At 71.0% G+C, this 25,328-nt stretch carries 20 protein-coding genes, 1 tRNA gene and 1 riboswitch; of the genes, 12 read left to right on the forward strand and 9 right to left on the reverse strand.

Annotated elements, in window-relative coordinates; translation table 11 throughout:
• The first annotated feature begins 34 nt into the window (after nt 1–34).
• Complete coding sequence (locus tag IF655_RS01975) at nt 35–472, forward strand: SsgA family sporulation/cell division regulator (RefSeq protein ID WP_199581642.1); 438 nt, start codon at nt 35–37, stop codon at nt 470–472.
• A gap of 142 nt (nt 473–614) precedes the next feature.
• On the opposite strand, the gene IF655_RS01980 is transcribed toward IF655_RS01975, so the two are convergent.
• Entirely contained in the window at nt 615–2,111 is a 1,497-nt protein-coding gene (locus IF655_RS01980) for a YibE/F family protein (protein ID WP_199581643.1), read from the reverse strand.
• A gap of 71 nt (nt 2,112–2,182) precedes the next feature.
• A riboswitch (TPP riboswitch) is annotated at nt 2,183–2,355 on the forward strand.
• Between IF655_RS01980 and thiC the strand changes: the two genes are divergently transcribed.
• The gene (gene thiC / locus IF655_RS01985) at nt 2,348–4,144 is read left to right on the forward strand and encodes a phosphomethylpyrimidine synthase ThiC (protein WP_199581644.1); all 1,797 of its coding nucleotides are present in this window, start codon (nt 2,348–2,350) and stop codon (nt 4,142–4,144) included. (Overlaps the previous riboswitch by 8 nt.)
• A gap of 30 nt (nt 4,145–4,174) precedes the next feature.
• Here the strand turns inward: thiC and IF655_RS01990 are convergent, their stop codons facing one another.
• From IF655_RS01990 to IF655_RS02000, 3 genes are all read right to left on the reverse strand, one after another.
• Nucleotides 4,175–5,041: a hypothetical protein gene (locus IF655_RS01990; protein WP_199581645.1), complete on the reverse strand. Its 867-nt coding sequence runs from the start codon at nt 5,039–5,041 to the stop codon at nt 4,175–4,177.
• A 183-nt stretch (nt 5,042–5,224) separates the two neighbouring features.
• The gene (locus IF655_RS01995; protein WP_199581646.1) at nt 5,225–6,289 is read right to left on the reverse strand and encodes a metallophosphoesterase; all 1,065 of its coding nucleotides are present in this window, start codon (nt 6,287–6,289) and stop codon (nt 5,225–5,227) included.
• 234 nt (nt 6,290–6,523) lie between these two features.
• Nucleotides 6,524–7,636, reverse strand: a complete 1,113-nt coding sequence (locus IF655_RS02000) for a LacI family DNA-binding transcriptional regulator (protein ID WP_199581647.1) — start codon at nt 7,634–7,636, stop codon at nt 6,524–6,526.
• A 407-nt stretch (nt 7,637–8,043) separates the two neighbouring features.
• Between IF655_RS02000 and hisC the strand changes: the two genes are divergently transcribed.
• From hisC to cydD, 4 genes are all read left to right on the forward strand, one after another.
• The gene (hisC, locus tag IF655_RS02005; protein WP_199581648.1) at nt 8,044–9,123 is read left to right on the forward strand and encodes a histidinol-phosphate transaminase; all 1,080 of its coding nucleotides are present in this window, start codon (nt 8,044–8,046) and stop codon (nt 9,121–9,123) included.
• Between the two features lie 212 nt (nt 9,124–9,335).
• Nucleotides 9,336–10,844, forward strand: a complete 1,509-nt coding sequence (locus tag IF655_RS02010) for a cytochrome ubiquinol oxidase subunit I (RefSeq protein ID WP_199581649.1) — start codon at nt 9,336–9,338, stop codon at nt 10,842–10,844.
• 15 nt (nt 10,845–10,859) lie between these two features.
• Nucleotides 10,860–11,864, forward strand: coding sequence for a cytochrome d ubiquinol oxidase subunit II (gene cydB / locus IF655_RS02015; protein ID WP_199581650.1), 1,005 nt, complete (start codon nt 10,860–10,862; stop codon nt 11,862–11,864).
• A gap of 59 nt (nt 11,865–11,923) precedes the next feature.
• A complete protein-coding gene (cydD, locus tag IF655_RS02020; protein ID WP_199581651.1) occupies nt 11,924–15,487 on the forward strand; it encodes a thiol reductant ABC exporter subunit CydD in 3,564 nt (1,187 codons plus the stop codon).
• 28 nt (nt 15,488–15,515) lie between these two features.
• Here the strand turns inward: cydD and IF655_RS02025 are convergent, their stop codons facing one another.
• The 5 genes from IF655_RS02025 to IF655_RS02045 form a co-directional block, all read right to left on the reverse strand.
• Nucleotides 15,516–16,445 carry a Cof-type HAD-IIB family hydrolase gene (locus tag IF655_RS02025; RefSeq protein WP_199581652.1) on the reverse strand — a complete coding sequence of 310 codons (930 nt, stop codon included), beginning with the start codon at nt 16,443–16,445 and terminating at the stop codon, nt 15,516–15,518.
• A gap of 346 nt (nt 16,446–16,791) precedes the next feature.
• On the reverse strand, nt 16,792–17,694 hold the full coding sequence (locus IF655_RS02030) for an LLM class flavin-dependent oxidoreductase (protein WP_199581653.1): 903 nt from the start codon (nt 17,692–17,694) through the stop codon (nt 16,792–16,794).
• 63 nt (nt 17,695–17,757) lie between these two features.
• A complete protein-coding gene (locus tag IF655_RS02035) occupies nt 17,758–18,306 on the reverse strand; it encodes an RNA 2'-phosphotransferase (protein WP_199581654.1) in 549 nt (182 codons plus the stop codon).
• 122 nt (nt 18,307–18,428) lie between these two features.
• The gene (locus IF655_RS02040; RefSeq protein WP_199581655.1) at nt 18,429–19,994 is read right to left on the reverse strand and encodes an SDR family oxidoreductase; all 1,566 of its coding nucleotides are present in this window, start codon (nt 19,992–19,994) and stop codon (nt 18,429–18,431) included.
• Nucleotides 19,994–20,833 carry a M24 family metallopeptidase gene (locus tag IF655_RS02045; protein ID WP_199581656.1) on the reverse strand — a complete coding sequence of 280 codons (840 nt, stop codon included), beginning with the start codon at nt 20,831–20,833 and terminating at the stop codon, nt 19,994–19,996. The genes IF655_RS02040 and IF655_RS02045 overlap by 1 nt, the downstream gene beginning before the upstream one ends.
• Before the next feature lie 285 nt (nt 20,834–21,118).
• On the opposite strand from IF655_RS02045, the gene IF655_RS02050 reads away from it, so the two are divergent.
• The 6 genes from IF655_RS02050 (at nt 21,119) to IF655_RS02075 (ending at nt 25,317) form a co-directional block, all read left to right on the forward strand.
• Nucleotides 21,119–22,084, forward strand: coding sequence for an ABC transporter ATP-binding protein (locus tag IF655_RS02050; protein ID WP_199581860.1), 966 nt, complete (start codon nt 21,119–21,121; stop codon nt 22,082–22,084).
• Nucleotides 22,074–23,006 (forward strand): ABC transporter permease, encoded by a 933-nt coding sequence (locus tag IF655_RS02055; protein WP_199581657.1) that lies wholly within the window; start codon nt 22,074–22,076, stop codon nt 23,004–23,006. The genes IF655_RS02050 and IF655_RS02055 overlap by 11 nt, the downstream gene beginning before the upstream one ends.
• Nucleotides 23,003–23,914 carry an ABC transporter ATP-binding protein gene (locus IF655_RS02060; protein WP_199581658.1) on the forward strand — a complete coding sequence of 304 codons (912 nt, stop codon included), beginning with the start codon at nt 23,003–23,005 and terminating at the stop codon, nt 23,912–23,914. Before IF655_RS02055 ends, IF655_RS02060 begins: the two co-directional genes overlap by 4 nt.
• 10 nt (nt 23,915–23,924) lie before the next feature.
• Nucleotides 23,925–24,644 carry an ABC transporter permease subunit gene (locus IF655_RS02065; protein WP_199581659.1) on the forward strand — a complete coding sequence of 240 codons (720 nt, stop codon included), beginning with the start codon at nt 23,925–23,927 and terminating at the stop codon, nt 24,642–24,644.
• 87 nt (nt 24,645–24,731) lie between these two features.
• Nucleotides 24,732–24,974: a hypothetical protein gene (locus tag IF655_RS02070; protein WP_199581660.1), complete on the forward strand. Its 243-nt coding sequence runs from the start codon at nt 24,732–24,734 to the stop codon at nt 24,972–24,974.
• Nucleotides 24,975–25,230: 256 nt separating this feature from the next.
• A tRNA-Ser gene (locus IF655_RS02075) sits at nt 25,231–25,317 on the forward strand.
• Nucleotides 25,318–25,328 lie beyond the last annotated feature (11 nt).

The raw sequence follows: 25,328 nt of genomic DNA on the forward strand, positions 1-25,328 counted from the left end.
CCCAGCCAGTCGAAGTCATACGACGGGGTAGGCGATGCGCGAGTCCGTACAGGCAGAGGTCATGATGAGCTTTCTCGTCTCGGAGGAGCTCTCCTTCCGCATTCCGGTGGAGTTGCGCTATGAGACGAGCGATCCCTACGCGGTGCGGCTGACCTTCCATCTGCCCGGCGATGCCCCGGTGACCTGGGCCTTCGGACGGGAGCTGATGATCGACGGGGTCGGCAGGCCGTGCGGTGAGGGAGACGTGCACATCGCGCCCGTGGACGCCGAGGTGCTGGGCGAGGTGCTGATCCGCCTTCAGGTCGGCAGCGACCAGGCGCTGTTCCGCTCCTCCGCGCCGCCGCTGGTGGCGTTCCTGGACCGTACGGACAAGCTGGTCCCGCTCGGTCAGGAGGGCGCACTGGCCGATTTCGACGCCCATCTCGACGAGGCGCTGGACCGCATCCTGGCCGAGGAGCAGAGCGCCGGCTGAAGGAGCGGGGGGCGGTGGGCCGTTCGTCCGGGCGGGGCCGTACGGCTTTGCAGAAACGCTTCTGCGGGGCTCGTGCGGCCCCTCTGACGGTTCCTGGTCCCGACGCGCCCGAGACGGCTGCCCCGCCGTGCGACGCGCCCTCTCACCGCCTCCGGCGCCGCCCCCGACCGCCACGCGCCGCTGCCGCCACGGCGGCCGGAGCCGGGTTGCCCGGTTCGGGACGGTCGGCCGAGACCACCAGGGCGGCCAGGGCCGTGGTGACCGGCACCGAGGCGACCAGCCCGATGGAGCCGACCAGGGTGCGCACGATCTCCTCCGCCACCAGCTCGCTGGTGGCCACGGTGCTCACGCTGCTCTGCGCGATCGAGAACAGCAGCAGCAGGGGGAGCGCGGCGCCCGCGTAGGCGAGGACGAGGGTGTTGACCACGGAGGCGATGTGGTCGCGCCCGATGCGGATGCCCGCCCGGTACAGACCCCGCCAGCCCATCGAGGGGTTGGCCTCGTGCAGCTCCCAGACGGCCGAGGTCTGGGTCACCGTCACGTCGTCCAGCACGCCGAGCGAACCGATGATGACGCCGGCCAGCAGGAGCCCGCTCATGTCGATCGACGGATAGAGCCCGTGGATCAGCCCCGTGCTGTCGTCCGTGTTGCCGGTGAGCGCGGCCCAGCCGATGAACTGCGAGCCGAGGAAGCCGATCAGCATCAGCGAGACCAGCGTGCCGAGCACCGCGACCGACGTACGGGCGGACAGCCCGTGGCACATGTACAGGGCGATCAGCATGATGGCGCTCGACCCGACCACGGCCACCAGCAGGGGATTCGAACCCTGGAGTATCGCGGGCAGGATGAACAGGGTCAGCACCAGGAAGCTGACCGCCAGCGCGACCAGCGCCATGACACCGCGCAGCCGTCCCACCACCACGACGGCGACCGCGAAGATCCCGGCGAGCAGCGCCATGGGGAACTGCCGGTTCACATCGGTGACCGAGTACTGCAGATCCTTGGGCGCCGAGGGCTCGTAGGCGACCACGACCTGCTCGCCCTGGTGCAACTGCCGGGTCTGGTCGGGCTGGACGATCTCGGTGAAGGTGCGGCCCCGGTCCTTGCCGGAGTCGACCCGGACCGTCGCCTTCTTGCAGGTCCCCTTCTTCTTCTGGTCCGCCGGACCCGCTCCGGAGGCGGCGGTGTCGCCGAGTGATGAACCTCCCGAGGCGTTCACGGACTTGCAGCTCACGGAGAGGACGCGGGTGACTGTTGCCTGCTGGGTCTGGCGGTCGAAGCCGACCCCGGAGCGCTGGTGCGGCGGGGCGCCGCCGGGCCACAGCACCACGAGACCCACCACGACGGCGGCCGTGAACGGGACGAGGATCGCCGCGATGACCTTGCGCAGATGCCGCGACACGGGCGCCGCGGGGCCATGGCTGTGCGAGTGACCGTGACCGTGCTGGCCCGGACTGTGCGAGCCATGACCGTGGTCCGGCTCCTGGTCGCCACCCGAGGCGGAGTGGTGCCCGTGCGCATCGCCGGGGCCACCGCCGGAGCCCTGTCCGCCCCCTCGGCCGGGGCCGCCGCCCTGTCCGGGACCGTGCCGGTGGGGCGGCCCGGGCGGTGGATAGGGAGGCTGATGTGTCGTGGTCACCGCCCGATCATCGCAAGAACGAGGGACGCCCACTGTTCTTCCGGACAGAAGGGGCGCTAGCGTGGAGGCACCTTTGCACACGCGGGAGCTCGGAGCACCGGGCTGAGAGGGCGCTGACCTCCGTCTTCGCGATGTTTCACGTGGAACCTGCTTCCACCGGACCATCTGCGGACGGAAATCGCTGCGTCGACCGCCGAACCTGTTACCGGGTAATGCCGGCGTAGGGAGTAGGTCTCATGACCAACAAGGACGCACGCACGCCTGCCTCCACGCAGAACGCGACGAACGGGTCGCCGGACGCCGAGGCCGGGAAGTCCAACGGCTGGCACAAGGCGTACCTCGCGGGCTCGCGCCCCGATGTACATGTGCCGGTCCGTCAGGTGCACCTGACCAACGGACGGTCGGTCACGCTCTACGACACGTCGGGTCCGTACACCGACCCCGCCGTCCCCACCGATGTTCGCCGGGGACTGACCCCGCTCCGGGAGAACTGGATCGTCGCCCGGGGCGACACCGAGGAGTACGCCGGACGCCCCGTCCGGCCCGAGGACGACGGCATCAAGCACACCTCGCCGCGCGGCGGGCTGCGGAACCTGGACGCGGTCTTCCCCGGACGCCCGCGGCTGCCGCGCCGGAGCCGTGACGGCGGCGCGGTCACCCAGCTCGCGTACGCGGCGCGGGGCGAGATCACGCCCGAGATGGAGTTCGTGGCCCTCCGCGAGAACGTTTCTCCGGAGGTGGTCCGCGAGGAGATCGCCGCCGGTCGCGCGGTGCTGCCCGCCAACGTCAACCACCCCGAGATCGAGCCGATGATCATCGGCAAGCGGTTCCTGGTGAAGGTCAACGCCAACATCGGCAACTCCGCCGTCACGTCCTCCATCGAGGAGGAGGTGGAGAAGATGACCTGGGCGACCCGCTGGGGCGCCGACACGGTCATGGACCTCTCCACCGGCCGCAACATCCACACCACCCGCGAGTGGGTGCTCCGCAACTCCCCCGTCCCCATCGGCACGGTGCCGCTCTATCAGGCGCTGGAGAAGGTGGACGGCAAGGCCGAGGAGCTGACCTGGGAGATCTACAAGGACACCGTGATCGAACAGGCCGAGCAGGGCGTGGACTACATGACGGTCCACGCGGGCGTGCGGCTGCCGTACGTCCCGCTGACGGCGAACCGCAAGACCGGCATCGTCTCGCGCGGCGGCTCGATCATGGCGGCCTGGTGCCTGGCGCACCACAAGGAGTCGTTCCTGTACGAGAACTTCGAGGAACTCTGCGAGATCCTCGCCGCCTACGACGTCACCTACTCGCTGGGCGACGGTCTGCGGCCCGGGTCCATCGCGGACGCCAACGACGAGGCGCAGTTCGCGGAATTGCGCACGCTCGGGGAACTCAACCGGATCGCCAGGCGTTTCCACGTACAGACGATGATCGAGGGCCCCGGTCACGTCCCGATGCACAAGATCAAAGAGAACATCGACCTTCAGCAGGAGATCTGCGATGAAGCTCCGTTCTATACGCTCGGCCCGCTGACCACCGACATCGCCCCGGCGTACGACCACATCACGTCCGGTATCGGCGCGGCGATGATCGCCTGGTGGGGGACGGCGATGCTCTGCTACGTCACGCCCAAGGAACACCTGGGCCTGCCCAACCGGGACGACGTGAAGACCGGCGTCATCACCTACAAGATCGCCGCCCACGCGGCCGACCTCGCCAAGGGACACCCCGGTGCGCAGGAGTGGGACGACGCGCTGTCCGACGCCCGCTTCGAGTTCCGGTGGGAGGACCAGTTCAACCTGGCTCTCGACCCGGACACGGCACGGGAGTTCCACGACGAGACGCTGCCCGCCGAGCCCGCCAAGACGGCCCACTTCTGCTCCATGTGCGGGCCGAAGTTCTGCAGCATGAAGATCTCGCAGGACATCCGGCGCGAACACGGCGGCACCAAGGCCGAGATCGAGGAGGGCATGGCCCGCAAGTCCGAGGAGTTCGCGGCCACGGGCAACCGGGTCTATCTGCCCATCGCCGAGTGACAGCCGGGTGACACCGGGGCGGGCTCGCGCCTACTCCGGCTGGTGTTCGGGACCGCCGAAGTCGGGACTCGAGTAGTCCGGGCTGGAGAAGCGCGGCCGGTCGGAGACCGAGCCGTCGTGCGGGCTGCTGAAGCCGGGGCGACCGTAGCCCAGGCGCGGCATCCTTCCGGTCGGGGAGGCGGGCTGGACCGGGTACGGGGTCACCGGCCCCGGCCGGTCCAGCGCCTCCGTGAGGAAGGGCAGGATGCCGCGCTCCAGCAGGGCGTCCCGCCAGGCGTCTCTGGCCTCGGCCACCGCCCGGCCCGCCTCGTCGTAGGCACCCGCCTCGGCGGTCGCCTTGTTGCGCAGGGCGGTGAGCAGCAGTCCGACGGCGGCGACCAGGATCGCGGCGGCGGTCACGGCGCCGAAGACCCAGCCCGCCGCGATCAGGGTCCGGGCGAAGGTCTGGCCGGGGACCAGCATCTTCAGGAGGTAACCGACGAGCAGGAATATGGCGGCCGCGGTCCCGGCGAGGACGGGCGCGAGCACGGCTATCACCGCGATCGCCCCCGCACCGGCGGTCTCGGCGACCTCCCCGAGACTCGTCGCCGCCAGGCCCAGCGTGCCGGGACCGGGCTCGGCGGCGGACCCGGCCTCGGCCTGGGTTTCCGGGGACGGCGCCGGGTGGCGCAGCTCCTCGCGGACCTTCACGTAGTGCTGGTACTCGGTGGCCGCGGCGGCCGTGATGAGCACGATGGCGCCCAGCGCCATGGTGCGCAGTTGCTCGGGGTTGAGCCGCTGACCCATCGCGGACAGTTCCGGGCGGTGTGGCGCGGAGCGCAGCGCCTCATCGAGGAGCCGCTCGAATTCCTGGCGGTCCTCGTTCAGCAGGTGCTGCGGAACGCTGTTCATGTGCATCCCCCGATGCTCCGTAGGGCTGGGGGCTCGCATGGCGGCGAGCCGTCGGGCAGAAACGGAGGGGAGCCTGCTACGGATAAACCGATGGTAGAGCCGTCAAGGCTCAAGGTGACAGGGGGTTGTCGGAAATTGAGGCCCGGTCCGGTGTCCGGCCGACCCGGACCGGTTTAGTCGGCCGAACCCTCAGGCGTCCAGGGGGAGTTGCCGGACCAGCAGCTTTCCGGCCATGGTCACGCCGCCGTCCATCGCGATGGCGAGACCCTCGGCGTAGACGTGCGGACCCTCGACGTGCGGGTCGCGGTCCTCGTCGTCGTCCTCGGAGCCGACGTGGCCGAGCAGATAGGGAATGGGGCTGTGGCCGTGAACGACCCGGGTGCCGCCGTACGTATCGAGAAGGGAGCGCGCGGCGTCGGCGCCGCCCTCGTCGCGGAAGGAGAAGCGCTTGGTGAACTTGCGGAACAGTTCCCAGACTTCGTCCACGCTGTTGCGCGTCAGGGTCTCGCGGACCGTGTCGTTGACGGCTTCGATGGAGTCGCCGTAGTCGAGATAGGCGGTGGTGTCCGAGTGGAGCAGCAGATAGCCGTCGGCCGACTCGACGGCGTCGAGGCGCGCCATCCACTGGAGATGGTGGTCCTGGAGGCGGTCCATGTCGGTCTTCTGGCCGCCGTTGAGCAGCCAGGCGGCCTGGAAGGTGGCGGTGCCCGCGCCGGAGTGGACCGGGGTGTCCCCGAACCGCTTGGCGCCCAGGAGCAGCAGTTCGTGGTTGCCCATGAGGGCCTTGCAGTAGCCGCCGGCGGCGGCCGCCTCGGCGGACAGCCGCATCACCAGGTCGATCACGCCGATGCCGTCCGGGCCCCGGTCGGTGAAGTCGCCGAGGAACCAGAGCCGGGCGGTGCCCGCGCACCACTGGCCCGCTTCGTCGATCAGTCCCTGTTCGCGCAGGGCGGCGAGCAGCTCGTCCAGATAGCCGTGGACGTCTCCGACGACGTACAGCGGTCCGGGACCCGCGTTCTCCCGGGGCGCGTGTGCGGCGTCCGGGTCGACGGGGAGCTGGAGGGTGTCGCCGCGCTGGATGACGGGCAGGTCGCGCTGGGTGGGCGTGTAGCCGTCGGGGAAGTCCTCGTCGGCCGGGACCACGTCGCCGGGGTGCGGGTACGGACCGGTCTCATGGACGTACGCGGGCACCCGGAAGTCGCGCAGCGTCTCCGTGCGCTCCACCTCGGTCCCCTGACCGGCCCCCTGAGTCATCAGACCCCTCCACCATCGCGCCGAAGCTGCACCGCTTCGGACTGCCTGGTCGCAGCGGCCCGCGGTGTCGTGCGCCCATCATAGGAATGCGCGTCGCGCCATGTGATGACCCAGGGGTGGTGAATCCGAGCAAGACGCCGGTTCATCGTGGCTTTCGCACCGATTGGGCATGAGTTCGACTGGTTGTCGGCGCGGGCCGCCGGGCGGGCCGTCCCGCCCGGCCGGGGACCCGCGCTAATCCTTCTCCGGTGCCCGGGGCGGGCTCACCGTCGTGCGCGGCGGGCGCCGCTGCGAGGACGTGCGCACGATCAGCTCCGTCGGTATCACCTGCTCGACCGGGTGGTCGGAGTCGACTCCCTCGATGGCGTCGATGAGGAGCTGGACCACGGCCGTGCCGATACGGCGGGGTTTGAGCGAGAGGGTGGTGATGGGCGGCTCGGTGGTCGCGTACACCGTGGACTCGCTGCAGCACACCAGCAGCAGATCGTCCGGGACGCGCAGGCCGTAGCGGCGGGCGGCGGCCAGGAGGTCGGTGCCGTTGGGGTCGAAGAGACCGTAGACGGCGTCCGGGCGGTCGGGACGGGCGAGGAGCCGGTCGGCGGCGATGGCGCCCGCGCACGGGTCGTGCGCGGGGTACGCCTCGTACACCGGGTCCTGGCCGACGCGCTCGCACCAGCGCAGATAGGCGGTGGTCGACAGATGGGTGTACGTGTCCGTCGAGGTGCCGGTGAGCAGGCCGATCCGGCGGGCGCCCGCGGCGGCGAGGTGGTCGAGGATGCCGAGGACGGCGGCCTCGTGGTCGTTGTCGACCCATGCGGTGACCGGGAGCGCGCCCGCCGGGCGGCCGTCGGAGACGACGGGTAAGCCCTGGCGGACCAGCTCGCTGACGACCGGGTCCTGGTCGGAGGGGTCGATGACGACCGTGCCGTCGAGGGCCACGTTGGACCACACGTCGTGGCGCGAGGTGGCCGGGAGGATGACGAGCGCGTAGCCGCGGGCGAGCGCGGCGGAGGTGGCCGCGCGGGCCATCTCGGCGAAGTACGCGAACTCGGTGAAGGTGAAAGGTTCATCCCCGTACGTGGTCACGGTCAGGCCGATGAGGCCGGACTTGCCCGTGCGGAGGGTGCGGGCGGCGGCGGACGGGCGGTAGCCCAGCCGGTCGGCCACCTCGCGGACATGGCGCCGGGTGGCATCCGGGAGCCGACCCTTGCCGTTGAGGGCGTCGGAGACGGTCGTGATGGAGACCCCGGCGGCGGCGGCCACGTCTCTGATGCCCGCCCGGCCCGGCCGGCTGCCTCGTCGTGAGGTTTCCGCGCGGCTCACCTGGTGCTTCCCTGCTGCTGTCATGGCGTGCCGATAGTAGGGCTCAGGTGGTGGGGTAGTGCGGACGCATATGCACGCGTTGACAGGCACGTTTCTGCATGGTCGTCAGTACTGAACTGCCTTAGAAAAAATGTCAGTTGACCGACTCGATGGCGAGACGTGTCCTATCCACGCGTGTGGACCTGCCAACTGCCCGATGTTTCGAAGAGGTCTCAACTCACCTGCACGGGGGATGCGCGCCACGGCGCGAGCCACCGGCGCGCGGACGGACATGCGATGCGCCCCCCAGGGAGGGTCCCGGTCCGGATGCTCCGCGCGGCCGACGGAGTCCGCTTCCCGAAGGTACGCAACCGCGCCGAATCCTCATAAGGTGAGGAGTATTGGAAGCCGGCGGCGTCGACGGTCCGCCGGTGGTCGCGAGGAGGACTGCGGTGAGCGAGACGAGCCCCAAGCTGCGCGCCGAGCTGGAGGGTATCCCCACCTACAAGCCGGGCAAGCCCGCCGCGGCCGGCGGTCAGGCCGCCTACAAGCTGTCCTCCAACGAGAACCCCTATCCCCCGCTGCCCGGCGTCATGGAGCGCGTCACCGCCGCGGTCGCCGAGTTCAACCGTTACCCGGACATGGCCTGCACCGCGCTGATGAGCGAGCTGGCCGAGCGCTTCGGCGTCCCGCTGTCCCACATCGCCACGGGCACCGGCTCGGTGGGTGTGGCGCAGCAGTTGGTGCAGGCGACCAGCGGGCCGGGCGACGAGGTGATCTACGCCTGGCGCTCCTTCGAGGCGTACCCGATCATCACGCAGGTCAGCGGCGCGCGGTCGGTCCAGGTGCCGCTGACGGACGGCGACGTCCACGACCTGGACGCGATGGCCGACGCGATCACCGAGCGCACGCGGCTGATCTTCGTGTGCAACCCCAACAACCCGACCGGCACCGTGGTCCGGCGCGCCGAGCTGGAACGGTTCCTCGACCGGGTGCCCAGCGACGTGCTGGTGGTCCTCGACGAGGCGTACCGCGAGTTCATCCGCGACCCCGAGGTGCCCGACGGGATCGAGCTGTACCGGGAGCGGCCGAACGTCTGCGTGCTGCGCACCTTCTCCAAGGCGTACGGCCTCGCCGGGCTGCGGGTCGGCTTCGCGATCGCGCATGAGCCGGTGGCGGCGGCGCTGCGCAAGACGGCGGTGCCGTTCGGCGTCAGCCACATCGCGCAGGAGGCGGCGATCGCCTCGCTGGAGGCGGAGGACGAACTGCTGGGCCGGGTGGGCTCGCTGGTGTGCGAGCGGCAGCGGGTGGCGGAGGCGCTGCGCGCGCAGGGCTGGACCGTGCCGGAGAGCCAGGCGAACTTCGTGTGGCTGCGGCTGGGGGAGCGCACCACGGAGTTCGCCGAGGCGTGCGAGCGGCACGGTGTGGTGGTGCGGCCGTTCGCGGGCGAGGGGGTCCGGGTGACGATCGGGGAGACCGAGGCCAACGACATCTTCCTGAAGGTGACGGAGGCGTTCCGCGAGAAGAACTGAGCGGATCTCCGTAAGCGTTACCGGAGCGTTGGTGTGGGGCCCCGCCGTGTGCGGGGCCTCACGCATGACCCCCCATCGGATGTCGAAGGCGTGTGCGTCATAATGGCTTGTGAATGTGAACGCTTTCACAAGCTCGGTCCCGATCGCCCCGTATGTACGAGACAAAAAGGGCAAACCCCACCGTCTGGCGGTGGAGTTAGGAGAGTGACGACGTGGAACTGGCTCTGGCGCCGGAGACCCTGGCGCGCTGGCAGTTCGGCATCACCACCGTCTACCACTTCCTCTTCGTTCCGCTGACGATCTCCCTGGCCGCCCTCACGGCCGGTCTCCAGACGGCCTGGGTGCGCACGGAGAAGGAGGTGTACCTCAGGGCGACGAAGTTCTGGGGCAAGCTCTTCCTGATCAACATAGCCATGGGCGTCGTCACCGGCATCGTGCAGGAGTTCCAGTTCGGCATGAACTGGTCGGCCTACTCGCGCTTCGTCGGTGACATCTTCGGCGCCCCCCTCGCCTTCGAGGCTCTGATCGCCTTCTTCTTCGAGTCCACCTTCATCGGACTCTGGATCTTCGGCTGGGACAAGCTCCCCAAGAAGATCCACCTGGCCTGCATATGGATGGTCTCGCTCGGCACGATCCTGTCGGCGTACTTCATCCTCGCGGCCAACTCCTGGATGCAGCACCCCGTCGGCTACCGGATCGACAAGGCCAAGGGCCGTGCGGAGCTGACCGACTTCGGGGCCGTGCTCTTCCAGAACACCGCGCTCAGCCAGGCGTTCCACACCCTGGCCGCGGCCTTCCTGACCGGCGGCGCCTTCATGGTGGGCATCGCCGCCTACCACCTCGCCCGCCGCAGGCACATCCGCGTGATGAAGACCTCGCTGCGCCTCGGTCTGATCACCGTCGTCGTCGCCGGACTGCTCACCGCGGTCAGCGGAGACGTGCTCGGCAAGGTCATGTTCAAGCAGCAGCCCATGAAGATGGCCGCCGCCGAGGCCCTGTGGGACGGTCAGAAGCCCGCCCCCTTCTCGATCTTCGCCTACGGCGACGTGCAGAAGGGCCACAACACCGTCGCCATCGAGATCCCGGGTCTGCTGTCCTTCCTCGCCAACGACGACTTCTCGTCCTATGTGCCCGGCATCAACGACGTGAACAAGGCCGAGCAGAAGCAGTTCGGTCCCGGCGACTACCGGCCCAACATCCCGGTCGCCTTCTGGGGCTTCCGCTGGATGATCGGCTTCGGCATGGCGTCCTTCACCCTCGGCATCGCCGGGCTCTGGCTGACCCGCAAGAAGTTCCTGCTCCCCCAGCACCTCCGGGTCGGCGAGGACGAGGTGCCGCATCTGGTCCTCCTCCCCCACAAAGCACTCGGCCCGAAGCTCGGCGCCTGGTTCTGGCGCATCGCCGTCTGGACGCTGGCCTTCCCGCTGATCGCCAACTCCTGGGGCTGGATCTTCACCGAGACCGGCCGCCAGCCCTGGGCCGTCTACGGCGTCCTGCAGACCCGCCACTCGGTCTCCCCCGGCGTCTCCCAGGCCGAGGTCGCCATCTCGATGGCCGTCTTCACCGCGCTCTACGCGATCCTCGCCGTCATCGAGGTCCGGCTGCTCGCCAAGTACGCCAAGGCGGGACCGCCCGAGTTGACCGAGGCCGACCTCAACCCGCCCACCAGGATCGGCGGCGATCTCCGTGACGCCGACAAGCCGATGGCCTTCTCGTACTAGGCCGGGGGAACAGTCATGCATCTTCACGACATCTGGTTCGTCCTGATCGCCGTCCTGTGGACCGGCTACTTCTTTCTGGAGGGGTTCGACTTCGGGATCGGCATCCTCACCCGGCTCCTCGCCCGGGACCGCGCCGAGCGCCGGGTGCTGATCAACACCATCGGCCCCGTCTGGGACGGCAACGAGGTGTGGCTGCTCACGGCGGGCGGCGCGACCTTCGCCGCCTTCCCGGAGTGGTACGCCACCCTCTTCTCCGGCTTCTATCTGCCCCTGCTGCTGATCCTGGTCTGTCTGATCGTCCGGGGCGTCGCCTTCGAGTACCGGGTCAAGCGCCCCGAGGAGAAGTGGCAGCGCAACTGGGAGTGGGCGACCTTCTGGACCTCACTGCTCCCGGCGTTCCTCTGGGGCGTGGTCTTCGGCAACATCGCGTACGGGGTGAAGATCGACCGGCACTTCGAGTACGTCGGCGGTCTCGGGGACCTCTTCCACCCCTATGCGCTGCTCGGCGGCGTGGTGACGCTCACGCTGTTCACCTTCCACGGTGCGGTCTTCGCGGCGCTCAAGACGGTCGGGGACATCCGGGTACGGGCGCGGCGACTGGCGCTGCGGACCGGGCTCGTCACCGCCGTCCCGGCGCTCGGTTTCCTGCTGTGGACGCAGGCCCACAGCGGTGACGTCGCCAGCCTCGCGGCGCTGATCGTCACGGTCGCCGCACTGACGGCCGCTCTCGTGGCCATCGGCGCGGGACGGGAGGGATGGGCGTTCGCGCTGTCCGGCGTGACCATCGTGGCGGTCGTCGCGATGCTGTTCCTGTCGCTCTTCCCGAACGTCATGCCGTCCACGCTCAACGGCGACTGGAGCCTCACCGTCACCAACGCCTCGTCGAGCCCGTACACCCTGAGGATCATGACCTGGTGCGCCGCGATCGCCACGCCGCTCGTGCTGCTCTACCAGGGCTGGACCTACTGGGTGTTCCGTCAGCGCATCGGTACACAGCACATCGCCGACACCGCACACTGAGCGTCCCAAGGGTATGTTTCACGTGAAACACACTCTCGGGACTGAAGGACACGTTTCACGTGAAACCGATCGATTCCCGCCTCCTGCGCTATGCGGGCGCCACGCGTCTCTTCCTGGTGGCGGTCGTCGTCCTGGGCGCACTCGGCGCCGGGCTGGTCATCGCCCAGGCGATGCTCATCGCCGAAGTCGTGGTGGGCGCCTTCCAGCAGGGCAAGACCGCCTCTGACCTGGTCACACCCCTGGGACTGCTGGTCGCCGTCGCCTGTGGCCGGGCGCTGGTCTCCTGGCTCACCGAGCTGGCGGCACACCGGGCCAGCGCGGCGGTGAAGTCGGAGCTGCGGGAGCGGCTGGTCGAGCGTGCCGCCACGCTCGGTCCCGGGTGGCTCAGCGGTCAGCGCACCGGTTCGCTGGTCACGCTGGCCACGCGCGGGGTCGACGCCCTCGACGACTACTTCTCGCGCTATCTTCCGCAGCTCGGGCTCGCGGTGGTCGTGCCCGTGGCCGTGCTGGCGCGGATCGTGACCGAGGACTGGGTGTCGGCGGCGATCATCGTCGGCACCCTTCCGCTCATCCCGATCTTCATGATGCTGATCGGCTGGGCCACCCAGTACCGGATGGACCGGCAGTGGGGACTGCTGTCCCGGCTCTCCGGTCACTTCCTGGACGTGGTGGCGGGACTGCCCACGCTGAAGGTCTTCAACCGGGCCAAGGCGCAGGCCGAGTCCATCCGCAAGATCACCGGCGAGTACCGCCAGGCCACCATGCGGACCCTGCGGATCGCCTTCATCTCGTCCTTCGCCCTGGAACTGCTGGCCACGCTCTCGGTCGCCCTGGTCGCCGTGACCATCGGTATGCGCCTGGTGCACGGCAGCATGGATCTGTACATCGGTCTGGTCATCCTGGTGCTGGCGCCCGAGGCGTATCTCCCGCTGCGCCAGGTCGGCGCCCAGTACCACGCGGCGGCCGAGGGTCTGGCGGCGGCGGAGGAGATCTTCGCCGTGCTGGAGACCCCGGTCCCGGCGTCCGGCACCGGCCGGGTGCCCGAGGGCGCGCTCTCCTTCGACTCCGTGACTGTCCGCTATCCGGGCCGCTCGACGGACGCCGTGGCCGACGTGTCCTTCGCCGTCGAGCCAGGGGAGACCGTCGCGCTCGTCGGTCCCAGCGGCGCCGGCAAGACCACCCTGCTCAACGTCCTGCTCGGCTTCGTCCGCCCCACCGCGGGCCAGGTCCGGATCGGCGGCGCGGATCTCGCGGACCTCGACCTGGAGCAGTGGCGCTCCCGGATCGCCTGGGTGCCGCAGCGGCCGCACGTCTACGCGGGCACCATCACGGAGAACGTCCGGCTGGCCCGCCCCGACGCCGACGACGCGGCCGTACGCCGGGCCCTCGCGGACGCGGGCGCCCTGGAGTTCGTGGACGCACTGCCCGCGGGCGCCGAGACCGTGCTGGGCGAGGACGGGGCGGGGCTGTCCGCCGGTCAGCGCCAGCGGCTCGCGCTCGCCCGCGCCTTCCTCGCCGACCGGCCCGTCCTGCTCCTGGACGAGCCCACGGCGGCCCTGGACGGCGCCACGGAGGCGGACGTCGTGGCGACGGTCCGGCGGCTCGCCGTGGGTCGCACGGTCCTCCTCGTCGTGCACCGGCCCGCGCTTCTGGAGGCGGCCGACCGGGTGGTCCGGCTGGAAGCACCGGTCGCCACCGAATCCGCTCCCGTCCTGGCCGAGGTGGTCCCGCCCGAGCTGGCCGCCACCGCGCTCGACGCCCATGTGCCCGAGCCCGCCGCGCCCGCCACGACCCTCGCGGACCTGCCCGACAGCGGCCCGCTCGACGCGGACGGTGTTCCGGTCCCGCCCGCGAGGGCGGACGGCAGCCGTCCGCGCAACGTCCTGGCCCGGGTCCGCGCGCTGGCCGCGCCGCGCTACGGACGTCTCCTCTTCGCTCTGGTCCTCGGCAGTCTGGCGCTCGGCTGCGCGGTCGGTCTGATGGCCACCTCCGGCTGGCTGATCTCGCGCGCCTCGCAGGAACCGCCGGTGCTCTATCTGCTGGTGGCCGTGACCGCGACCCGGTTCTTCGGCATCGGGCGGGCCGTGTTCCGGTACACCGAGCGGCTGGTCTCGCACGACGCCGTGCTGCGGATGCTCGCCGACACCCGGGTCGCCGTCTACCGGCGCCTGGAGCGCCTGGCGCCCGCCGGGCTGCGCACCACCCGGCGCGGCGACCTGCTCAGCAGGCTGGTCAGCGACGTGGACGCCTTCCAGGACTACTGGCTGCGCTGGCTCATGCCCACCGGTGTCGCGGTGGCCGTCTCCGCCGCCTCGGTCGGTTTCACGGCGTGGCTGCTTCCCGAGGCCGGTGCCGTGCTGGCGGCGGGACTGCTTCTCGCGGGCGTCGGCGTCCCCCTGATCACCGCGTCGGTCGCCCGCCGCACCGAGCGCCGTCTCGCTCCGGCGCGGGGCGAGCTGTCGACCCGCGTGACCGACGTGCTCACCGGCACCGCCGAGCTGACCGTGGCCGGTGCGCTGCCCGCCCGCACGGACGCCGCCCGGCAGGCGGACGGCACCCTCACGAGGATCGCCTCGCGCGCGGCCGGGATCACCGCCCTCGGCGACGGGCTCACCGCGCTGATCTGCGGGCTCACCGTCGCCGCCGCCGCGCTGGTCGGCGCCGAGGGAGTCGCCTCGGGCCGTCTGCACGGCGTCGCGATGGCCGTCGTCGTGCTCACCCCGCTGGCCGCCTTCGAGGCCGTTCTGGGGCTGCCACTGGCGGCGCGCTACCGGCAGCGGGTGCGGCGCAGCGCGGAGCGCGTGTACGAGGTCCTGGACGCCCCCGTTCCCGTGCACGAGCCGGAGGAGCCCCGCCAGGCGCCCGTCTCGCCGTTCCCGGTCGTGGTGCGTGACCTCAGCGCCCGGTACGAGGGACAGCACGGCGACGCGCTCGCCGGACTCGACCTCACGCTGGAGCAGGGGCGGCGGATCGCCGTGGTCGGTCCCTCCGGCTCGGGCAAGACCACGCTCGCCCAGGTGCTGCTGCGCTTCCTCGACCCGCGCGCGGGCAGTTACACGCTGGCCGGTGTCGCGGCGGACGAGCTGGACGGCGACGACGTGCGCAGGCTCGTCGGGCTGTGCGCGCAGGACGCCCACCTCTTCGACAGCACCGTGCGGGAGAACCTGCTGCTCGCGCGCAAGGACGCGAGCGACGCCGATCTGCGCGACGTGCTGCTGCGGGCGCGCCTGCTGGACTGGGTGGACGAGCTGCCCGAGGGGCTGGACACGCTGGTCGGCGAGCACGGCGCCCGGCTCTCCGGGGGCCAGCGGCAGCGGCTCGCCCTCGCACGGGCCCTGCTCGCGGACTTCCCGGTGCTGGTGCTGGACGAGCCCGCCGAGCACCTGGACCTGCCCACCGCCGACGCGCTCACGGCGGACCTGCTGGCCGCCACCGAGGGCAGGACCACGCTGCTGATCACGCACCGGCTCGCCGGGTTGGACGCCGTGGACGAGGTCCTCGTGCTGGACGCGGGCCGCGTCGTGCAGCGCGGCTCCTACGCGGAGCTGGTCTCCGCCGACGGCCCGCTGCGCACGATGGCGCGGCGCGAGGCCGAGGCGGAGACGCTGGTGGTGGCGCGGTAGGGCCTGCCCGACAGGCCGTACCGCGGGGTCAGAGGCGGTCGGCGAGCAGCCGCTCGATCACGACCGCCACTCCGTCCTCGGTGTTGGCGACCGTACGGCCGGTGGCCGCGGCGAACACGTCGGGGTGGGCGTTGCCCATCGCGTAGGAGCGCCCGGCCCAGGTCAGCATCTCCAGGTCGTTGGGCATGTCGCCGAAGGCGACGACCTCCTCGGGCGAGATGCCCCGCTCGGCGCAGCACAGCGCCAGGGTGCTCGCCTTGGAGACCCCGGCGCCGCTCAGTTCGAGGAGCGCGCTGGGGCTGGAGCGGGTGACGTTGGCGTGGCCGCCGATCGCGACGCGGGCCGTGGTGAGGAACGCGTCCGGGTCCAGCTCGGGGTGGTAGGCGAGGATCTTGAGGACGGGCTGGTCGGCGTCCGGGCCGTCCGGTGCGAGCAGCTTCTCGGCGGGCAGCAGGTTGTCCGGTATCTCCATGTGCAGCTTGGGATACGCGGGCTCCTGGTGGAAGCCGTAGGTCTGCTCGACGGCGAACACCGTGCCCGGCGCCGCCTCGCGCAGCAGCCCCACCGCGTCGAGCGCGCTCTGCCGGGTCAGCTCGCGCACGGTGACGAACCGGTGGGCGCCGGGGCCGCCGTGCAGGTCGACCACGGCGGCGCCGTTGCCGCAGATCGCGAGCCCGTGGCCGTGGACGTGGTCGGCGACCACGTCCATCCAGCGGGCCGGGCGGCCGGTGACGAAGAAGACCTCCACCCCCGCCTCCTCGGCCGCGGCGAGCGCGGCGACGGTCCGCGCGGAGACCGTCTTGTCGTCGCGCAGCAGGGTGCCGTCGAGGTCGGTGGCGATCAGCCGGGGCGGCGGGCCTACGGTGCCTCCTTCTCCTGGCGGGGCCGAGAACGCGGGGGATACCGGGGGCGTCCCCGGCTGTCTGGTCGCTGAGGTCACCCGGCCATTCTCGCGCATATGCGCGCACGGTCGTGCGGGACTCCGCACATATGAGGCGCGGTTGGGATCAGAACGGGTCACATCCGGCCAGGGGCGGAGACCCTCCGGGCTCGCCGACCCGGGCCCATCGGGCTCGCCGACCGAGCCCCGTCCTCCCGCCGCTCCAGGCTCGTCAGGGCCACCGCGCCAGGTCCATCGCCGCCCCACGCCTGCCGGGGCCGCCGTCCCCACGCCCCATCGCGCCCCCGGCCCACGCCCGTCAGGCTCGCCGCCCCACGCCCGCAGCCCAGCCCCGCCGGGCCCCGGCGCCCACGCCCATCGCGTCCGCAGTCCCAGCCCCGTCAGGTCCGCTACCCCAGCCCCCTCAGCCGAGCTGTGCCGTCGCCTCCAGCGCGATCCGTTCGAAGATCTTCTGGTCGGCGGCGAAGTCCGAGTCCGGGATGGGCCAGTGGATCACGATCTCGTCGAAGCCCAGCTCCCGGTGGCGCCCGGCGAAGTCCACAAACGCGTCCAGGGACTGGAGCGGTCCGGTGCGGTCGGGGGTGAAGCCGGTGAGCAGGATCTTGTCCAGTTCGGCCACGTCCCGCCCGGCCTCCGCGCACGCCTCGCGGAGCTTGTCGATCTGGCCGCGCAGCGCCTCGACCGACTGCTCGGGGGTGCCGTTCTCGTACAGCTTCGGGTCGCCCGTGGTCACCCACGCCTGGCCGTACCGGGCGGCCAGGCGCAGCCCGCGGGGACCGGTCGCCGCCACCGCGAAGGGCAGCCGGGGGCGCTGCACACAGCCGGGGATGTCGCGCGCCTCGACGGCCGAGTAGAACCGCCCCTCCTCGGTGACCGCGCCCTCGGTGAGCAGCCGGTCGAGCAGGGCCACGAACTCCGCGAACCGGTCGGCGCGCTCGCGCGGGGTCCAGGGCTCCTGGCCGAGCGCGGTCGCGTCGAAGCCGATGCCGCCCGCGCCGACGCCGAGGGTGATCCGGCCGTCGGAGACGTCGTCCAGGGAGATCAGCTCCTTGGCAAGGGTCACCGGGTGCCGGAAGTTGGGGGAGGTGACGAGCGTGCCCAGCCGCAGCCGCGAGGTCGTGGCGGCCGCCGCCGCCAGCGTGGGCACCGCGCCGAACCAGGGGCCGTCGCGGAAGCTGCGCCACGACAGGTGGTCGTAGGTGTACGCGGCGTGGAAGCCCAGGTCCTCCGCGCGCTGCCACTTGGCGCGGCCGCCCTCGTGCCAGCGGTCGACGGGGAGGATCAGGGTGCTCAGACGCAGACTCATGGCGTCGAGCCTACGTGCCCGGTGAGGAGGGCCCGGACGCCCGTGAAAGCGCCCGCGCCCCCGTCAGCGTGCCTCGGTGAACCGCAGATAGCGGGCCGGTACGGACTCCGTCAGCCAGACCCCGTTCGCGCTGACGCGGAAGACGTGGCCGTCGCGGTGCATGGCCGCCGCGTCCACCGCGAGGACGACGGGTCGGCCGCGCCGGGAGCCGACGCGGGTGGCTGTCTCGCGGTCGGCCGAGAGGTGGACGTCGTGGCGGCTCATGGGGCGCAGCCCCTCCGCGCGGATCGCGTCCAGGGAGCGGGCGACGGTGCCGTGGTAGAGGTACGGCGGCGGGGTGGCCGGGGCGAGTCCCAGGTCGACGCGCACGGTGTGGCCCTGGCTGGCGCGGATGCGGGTGCCCTCGACCGCATAGCGCTTCTTGTCGTTGACGGCCACGACGTGGTCGAGTTCCGCGCGCGTGAACGGGAAGCCGTGCGCGGCGGCGGCCGTCATCAGGGCGTCGATCTCGACCCAGCCGCCCGCGTCCAGCGTGAGTCCGATGCGCTCGGGCTGGTGGCGCAGATGCTTCGAGAGGTACTTCGACAGCTTTACGGTACGTCTGTCATCCATATTTCCTTACGTTCCTTCTTTTCTGTTTCGTCTTTTACCTGCTTTCTCGCTTTCATGATGTACACGAAGAGACGTAGGTCACGCACTCGATTTTCGTCAGGAGGTTTGATCCACAGCCAAGTTCAGTTATCCACAAAGAAGTTGGCGATCCTGTGGACAACTGACGCCCGTTTCGCGACAGTTGGCTCGTTCTGCGCCACGGCGTCCAGGATCGCGCTCGCGGCCTTCTCCGGCGGCCAGTTGGCGTCAGGTGCCGCGCAGGCGACGGTAACTCCAATGTCGTGCACGGACAGTTCGGCGCGCAGGCGATCCGAAAGATCCGTCACGGCGGACCCGATGTTGACGATGTGACCGCCCTGCCCCCGCTCCACCATGCGCGCCCCGAAAAGACGGCAACTGTGCAGCGCGCCGAACACGTTGACCTCCAGCGCCGCCCGCCAGTCGTCGGCGGGAGAGGCGAGGAGGGAGTCGGGGAGGTCGACGCCCGCGCCATTCACCAGCACGTCCACCACGCCGTGTTCGCCGTGCACCCGCGCGGCCAGCTTCTCCACGGCCTGCTCGTCGGAGACGTCCACCGACTCCGCCCACGCCCCCGACGCCCCCAGCAACAGGGCGAGTTCGGCCGTGCGGGTCGCCGCCTCCGGGTCGCGGTCCACGGCCACCACCCGCGCGCCGGCCTCCGCGAAGGCGAACGCCGTAGACCTACCGATGCCGTCGCCCGCGCCGGTGACCAGCACCAACTGCCCGGCGAAACGGTCGCCATGGCGGCCCTCGGGCACGGAGGCGGGCTCGCCCTGCTCGACCGACTCCACGAACTCGGTGATCCACAGCGCCAGTTGGTCGGGACGGGTGCGGGGAATCCAGTGCTTGGCCGGGAGGACGCGCCGGACCAGCCGGGGCACCCACCGCTCCAGGTCGTCGTAGAGCCGCGGGGAGAGGAACGCGTCGCCCTCGGGCGTGACGAGCTGCACCGGCACGTGCGCGTGGGCGTCCGGGCGCGGCTTGCGCAGCCGGGGGCGGACGTTGTCCCGGTAGAGCCAGGCGCCGTGTGCCGCGTCCGAGGGCAGGGAGGCGGTCGGGTAGCCGTCGGCAGGGACCTTCTCCGCCCGCTGGAGGAGGGCGGGCCAGCGCTTGCCGAGCGGTCCGCGCCAGGCGAGTTCGGGCAGCACGGGGGTGTGCAGCAGATAGACGTACCAGGACTTCGCGCCCTGACCGAGAAGTTGACCGATCCTGCGGGGAGTCGGGCGCTTCACGCGCGCGTTGATCCAGTGCCCGAAGTGGTCGAGGGACGGACCCGACATGGAGGTGAAGGAGGAGATGCGACCCTTGGTGCGGGCGACCGTGACGAACTCCCAGGACTGCACCGATCCCCAGTCGTGGCCCACGAGATGGACCGGACGGTCCGGGCTCACCGCGTCCACCACGGCCAGGAAGTCGTCCGTCAGCTTGGCCAGCGTGAAGCCCCCGCGCAGCGGCTTCGGCGCGGTCGAACGCCCGTGACCCCGGACGTCGTAGAGCACCACGTGGAAGTCGCGGGCGAGCCGGACGGCGACCTCGGACCAGACCTCCTTGCTGTCCGGGTAGCCGTGCACCAGCACCACCGTCGGCCGTGCGGGGTCGCCGAGTTCGGCCACGCACAGCTCGATCCCGCCGGTCCTGATCCGGCGCTCGCGCGCACCCTCCAGCATCACTTCTCCTCCGCCCAGCGCCGCGTGTGCGGCAGATCGTCGTCCAGCCAGAAGGCGCTCTCGTCGGGGTCGCGCGAGTCCGTGACCACCAGGATCTCCTCGAACTTGGCGCCCGTGCCCCGGAATCCGAGGTGGGGCTCGACCGCCCACAGACCCGGACGCGGCGGGTGGTCGGAGAAGCGGTACGGCGACCACAGGGGCGACCAGCCCTCGCGATGACCGTGCACCGCGTCGCTCAGCAGCCCCTTGAGGGACTGGGTGCCGAAGCCGAACACCTGCGGTGCGAAACGGCGTTGGCGCACCCGGTCCACCTTGTGGGCGATCACGCCGAAGGGGTAGGCGCGGTGCCGGTTGGCGTACCCCTGGCGGGTCATGAGCCGCTCCACGTCCAGGTAGATCTCGCGCAGCGGGCGCCGCTCGCGCACCTCGCGCAGGATCAGCTCGCGGTGCGCCTCCAGGTCGGCCATGAGGCGCCGTTGCAGCGGGTTGTCGCCGAGGGCGCCCGAGTAGCCGATGTCGGCCGTGTACCCCTCGTACACCGGGGCCAGGTCCAGGATGAACGGCATCCCGGGCTCCAGGGCGCGGTCGGTGGGGAAGAACTGGAGCGGTATCCGGAAACCGGTGAACGCCGTCCGGTCGCCGAACCAGGCGAAGGGCAGATGGAACCAGTCCCGCATCCCGCGCTCGTACAGCCACCGCCGCTGCATCCGGGCCGCCTCGCGCTCGGTGACGCCCGGCTCCAGACGAGCCGCGACCGCCTCCGCGCACTCGTACGCGAGCCGTTGCACCCGCTGGAAGCCCCGCAGTTCGGCGGAGAGTTCACTCACTGCGCTCGTCATGCCGCCCGTCCCGTCGATGCCACGCCCTCGTCACCCGACCCTGCTGAATCTCGCAGTTGTTAGAGGCGGCGTCAATAGGGGAGATCACCGGGGTGACCCCTAGGGGCCTCTGGCCCTCGCCCCCGGGAACCCCGCCCCCGTCCCCGGGAACCCGGCCCGCTGTCCCCCCGGAACCCGTCCCGCGCACAGTCCCCTAGGGCCCCGTACTACCGGAGACTGACCCCAAGACGGCTCTGAGGTCTGACGACCGGCGTGGTCCGCGTCACTACCGTCGGGGACGTGACTGTGATCGCGACCGAGAGCCTGAGCAAGCGGTACCCACGGGTGACCGCTCTCGACCGGCTGTCCGTGGACATCGGACCCGGTGTGACCGGACTCGTCGGTGCCAACGGCGCCGGCAAGTCCACCCTGATCAAGATCCTCCTGGGTCTGTCCCCCGCCTCCGAGGGCCGCGCCGCCGTGCTCGGTCTCGACGTGGCGACCGAGGGCGCCGCCATCCGGGAGCGGGTCGGGTACATGCCGGAGCACGACTGCCTGCCGCCCGACGTCTCGGCCACCGAGTTCGTCGTGCACATGGCCCGCATGTCCGGACTGCCTGCCGCCGCCGCGCGTGAGCGCACCGCGGACACCCTGCGCCATGTCGGCCTCTACGAGGAGCGGTACCGCCCCATCGGCGGCTACTCCACCGGCATGAAACAGCGGGTCAAGCTCGCCCAGGCGCTGGTGCACGACCCGCGCCTGGTCTTCCTGGACGAGCCGACCAACGGGCTCGACCCGGTCGGGCGCGACGAGATGCTCGGTCTGATCCGCCGCGTCCACACCGACTTCGGCATCTCCGTCCTGGTCACCTCGCACCTGCTCGGCGAGCTGGAGCGCACCTGCGACCACGTGGTCGTCGTGGACGGCGGCAAGCTGCTGCGGTCCAGCTCCACCACCGACTTCACCCAGACCACGACGACCCTCGCGATCGAGGTCACCGACAGCGACACCCACCCCGACGGCACCCGCGCCCTGCGCGAGGCGCTCGGCGCGCGCGGACTCGACACCGAGGACGAGGGCGGCGGGCTGCCCGGCGCCGGACACATCGTCCTGGTGACCGCGAGCGGCGACGAGACGTACGACCTGGTGCGCGACGTCGTCGCGGACCTCGGACTCGGCCTGGTGCGCATGGAGCAGCGCAGGCACCGCATCTCCGAGGTGTTCACCACCGCCGACGAGCAGCGGAAGGAGGCCGCCGGCCATGGCGGTTGAGCACCCCATCCAGCACCCTGTCACCGAGTCGGCGGGGTCGCCCTCTGGCGACCAGTCCCGCATCCACGACATCGGCTACCGCGGTTACGACGGCCCCCGCCTCGGCCGCGCCTACGCCCGCCGTTCGCTCTACTCGCAGTCCCTGCGCGGCGCCTACGGACTCGGCCGCTCGGCCAAGTCCAAGGTGCTGCCCATGCTGCTGTTCGCGGTGATGTGCGTGCCCGCGGCCATCATGGTCGCCGTCGCGGTGACCACCAAGGCGCACGAACTGCCGGTCCCCTACAGCCGGTACGCGATCATCATGCAGGCCGTCATCAGCCTGTACGTGGCCTCGCAGGCACCCCAGTCGGTCTCGCGCGACCTGCGCTTCAAGACGGTGCCGCTGTACTTCTCGCGGCCGATCGAGACCGCCGACTACGTGCTCGCGAAGTTCGCGGCGCTCGCCTCGGCCCTGTTCGTCCTCACCGGTGGCCCGCTGCTCGTGCTCTACGTGGGCGCGCTGCTCGCCAAGATGGGGGTGGCCCACCAGAGCGAGAAGTTCGGACAGGGAGTGGTCTCGGTGGCGCTGCTCTCCCTGCTGTTCGCCGGGATCGGTCTGGTCATCGCCTCCATCACCCCGCGCCGCGGCTTCGGCATCGCCGCCGTCATCGCCGTCATGACGATCTCCTACGGCGCGGTCTCCACGCTCCAGGCCATCGCGGACGCCCAGGGCAACAGCGGGGCGGTGCCGTGGATCGGGCTGTTCTCCCCGGTCACCCTGATCGACGGCATCCAGTCGGCACTGCTCGGCGGCGCGTCGTCGTTCCCCAGCGGCGTCGGCCCGTCCACCGGAGAGGGCTTCGTCTATCTGATCGTCGTCCTCGGAGTCATCGCCGCCTGCTACGGCCTGCTGCTGCGCCGCTACAAGAAGGTGAGCCTGTGACCACGCTCAGCATCGACCACGTCTCCCGCTGGTTCGGCAACGTGGTCGCCGTCAACGACATCACCATGACGATCGGCCCCGGCGTCACCGGTCTGCTCGGTCCCAACGGTGCCGGGAAGTCCACCCTCATCAACATGATGGGCGGCTTCCTCGCCCCCTCCACCGGCACGATCACCCTGGACGGCCGCCCGGTGTGGCGCAACGAGTCCGTCTACCGGGACATCGGCGTCGTACCCGAGCGGGAGGCGATGTACGACTTCCTCACCGGGCGCGAGTTCGTCGTCGCCAACGCCGAACTGCACGGGCTCGGCGACCGGGAGGCGCAGCGCGCCCTGGCCACGGTCGAGATGGAGTACGCGCAGGACCGCAAGATCTCCACGTACTCCAAGGGCATGCGGCAGCGCGTGAAGATGGCTTCCGCGCTGGTCCACGACCCCTCGCTGCTGCTGCTCGACGAGCCGTTCAACGGTATGGACCCGCGCCAGCGCATGCAGCTCATGGACCTGCTGCGCACCATGGGCGACGAGGGCCGCACGGTGCTGTTCTCCTCGCACATCCTGGAGGAGGTCGAGCAGCTCGCCCGGCACATCGAGGTCGTCGTCGCCGGACGGCACGCGGCCAGCGGTGACTTCCGCAAGATCCGCCGCCTGATGACCGACCGCCCGCACCGCTACCTGGTGCGCTCCAGCGACGACCGGGCGCTCGCGGCCGCGCTGATCGCGGACGCGTCCACGGCCGGTATCGAGGTGGACACCTCAGAGGGCGCGCTGCTCGTCCAGGCCGTCGACTTCGGCCGCTTCACCACGCTGCTGCCGAAGGTCGCCCGCGACCTGGGCATCCGGCTGCACACGGTCTCGCCGTCGGACGAGTCCCTGGAGTCCGTGTTCTCGTATCTGGTCGCGGCGTAGGAGGCCGAAGATGTACGACCCCACCGTCGCCCGGCTCACCTACCGAGCCCTGCTCGGCCGCCGTCGGGCCCTCGTGCTCGGCGTGCTGCCGCTGCTGCTGATCGTCATCTCCGCGATCGTCCGCGGTCTGACCGGCGCCGACGACCAAGTGGCCGCCGACGTCCTCGGCGGGTTCGCGCTCGCCACCATGGTGCCCATCATCGGCGTCATCGCGGGCACCGGCGCCATCGGACCGGAGATCGACGACGGCTCCGTGGTCTATCTGCTGTCCAAGCCGCTCAAGCGGCCGGCGATCATCTTCACCAAGCTGATCGTCGCCATCGCGGTCACCATGGTGTTCTCCGCCGTCCCGACCCTGATCGCGGGCCTGATCCTGAACGGCAACGGCCAGAACATCGCCGTCGCCTACACGGTCGCCGCGCTCGTCTCGTCCATCGCCTACTCGGCGCTGTTCCTGCTGCTCGGCACGGTCTCGCGGCACGCGGTGGTCTTCGGGCTCGTCTACGCGCTGGTCTGGGAGGCGCTGTTCGGCTCCCTGGTGGCCGGTGCGCGCACCCTGAGCGTCCAGCAGTGGTCGCTCGCGGTCGCCCACAAGCTCGCGGGCGGCGACCTGGTCACCTCCGACGTGGGGCTGACGACGGCCACGGTGCTGCTGATCGTGGTGACCGTCGCGGCCACCTGGTTCGCGGGCTGGAAGCTGCGGTCGCTGACGCTGGCGGGCGAGGAGTAGGAGCGGGGGCCCCGGCGCTTTGACGGGGCCTTCACTCCCGGCTCGGCACACTGGAAACACGCTGAGAGACGGCGCGGAGGTGCGCGGATGAACGAGCGGACACCGCAGGACGACGAGCCGGGACGGGACGGCTTTGACGCCTGGGACGACGTGGTCCTCGACGAGGAGTTCGTACGGGACGCCGAGACCGTCGAGCCCTCCGCCCGTGCCCGGATGCTCGCCGCCCGCTGGCGCGCGGAGCGGCCCGAGCCGCAGCCGTGGCGCTCGGACGAACCGCCCGCGGGCTGGTTCTTCAGCCGGGCTCGTCGGCGCAGGTGGCGCCGCCGGTAGCGCCGTTAATTCGGTGGCGCCCCCGCTCGGCGCCGGGGCACAGTAGGGGTGCCCCATCCGCCGGGAACGTCCCGGCGCCCCGAACCGGGAGAGGAGTGAGGACGATGCCTCTGCACGGCAGTACGTCCGACTCCCGACAGGGTGGCCCGAGGCGGACTCCGGTGTAGTTCCCACCGTCGAGCCCGCTCCGCACAGGGAGCCACCCGGGGCGGCCGCTTCGAGCACGCGAAGTCGCTCTCGCGTGGGCCGCCCACCCGGAGGATTGGCCGAGTGGCAAGGCACCGGCTTGCTAAGCCGTGGTCGGGTGTCAAAGCCCGCGCACGTTCGATCCGTGCATCCTCCGCATGACCGCAT

Source organism: Streptomyces sp. DSM 110735 (assembly GCF_016482685.1).
Classification (GTDB): domain Bacteria; phylum Actinomycetota; class Actinomycetes; order Streptomycetales; family Streptomycetaceae; genus Streptomyces.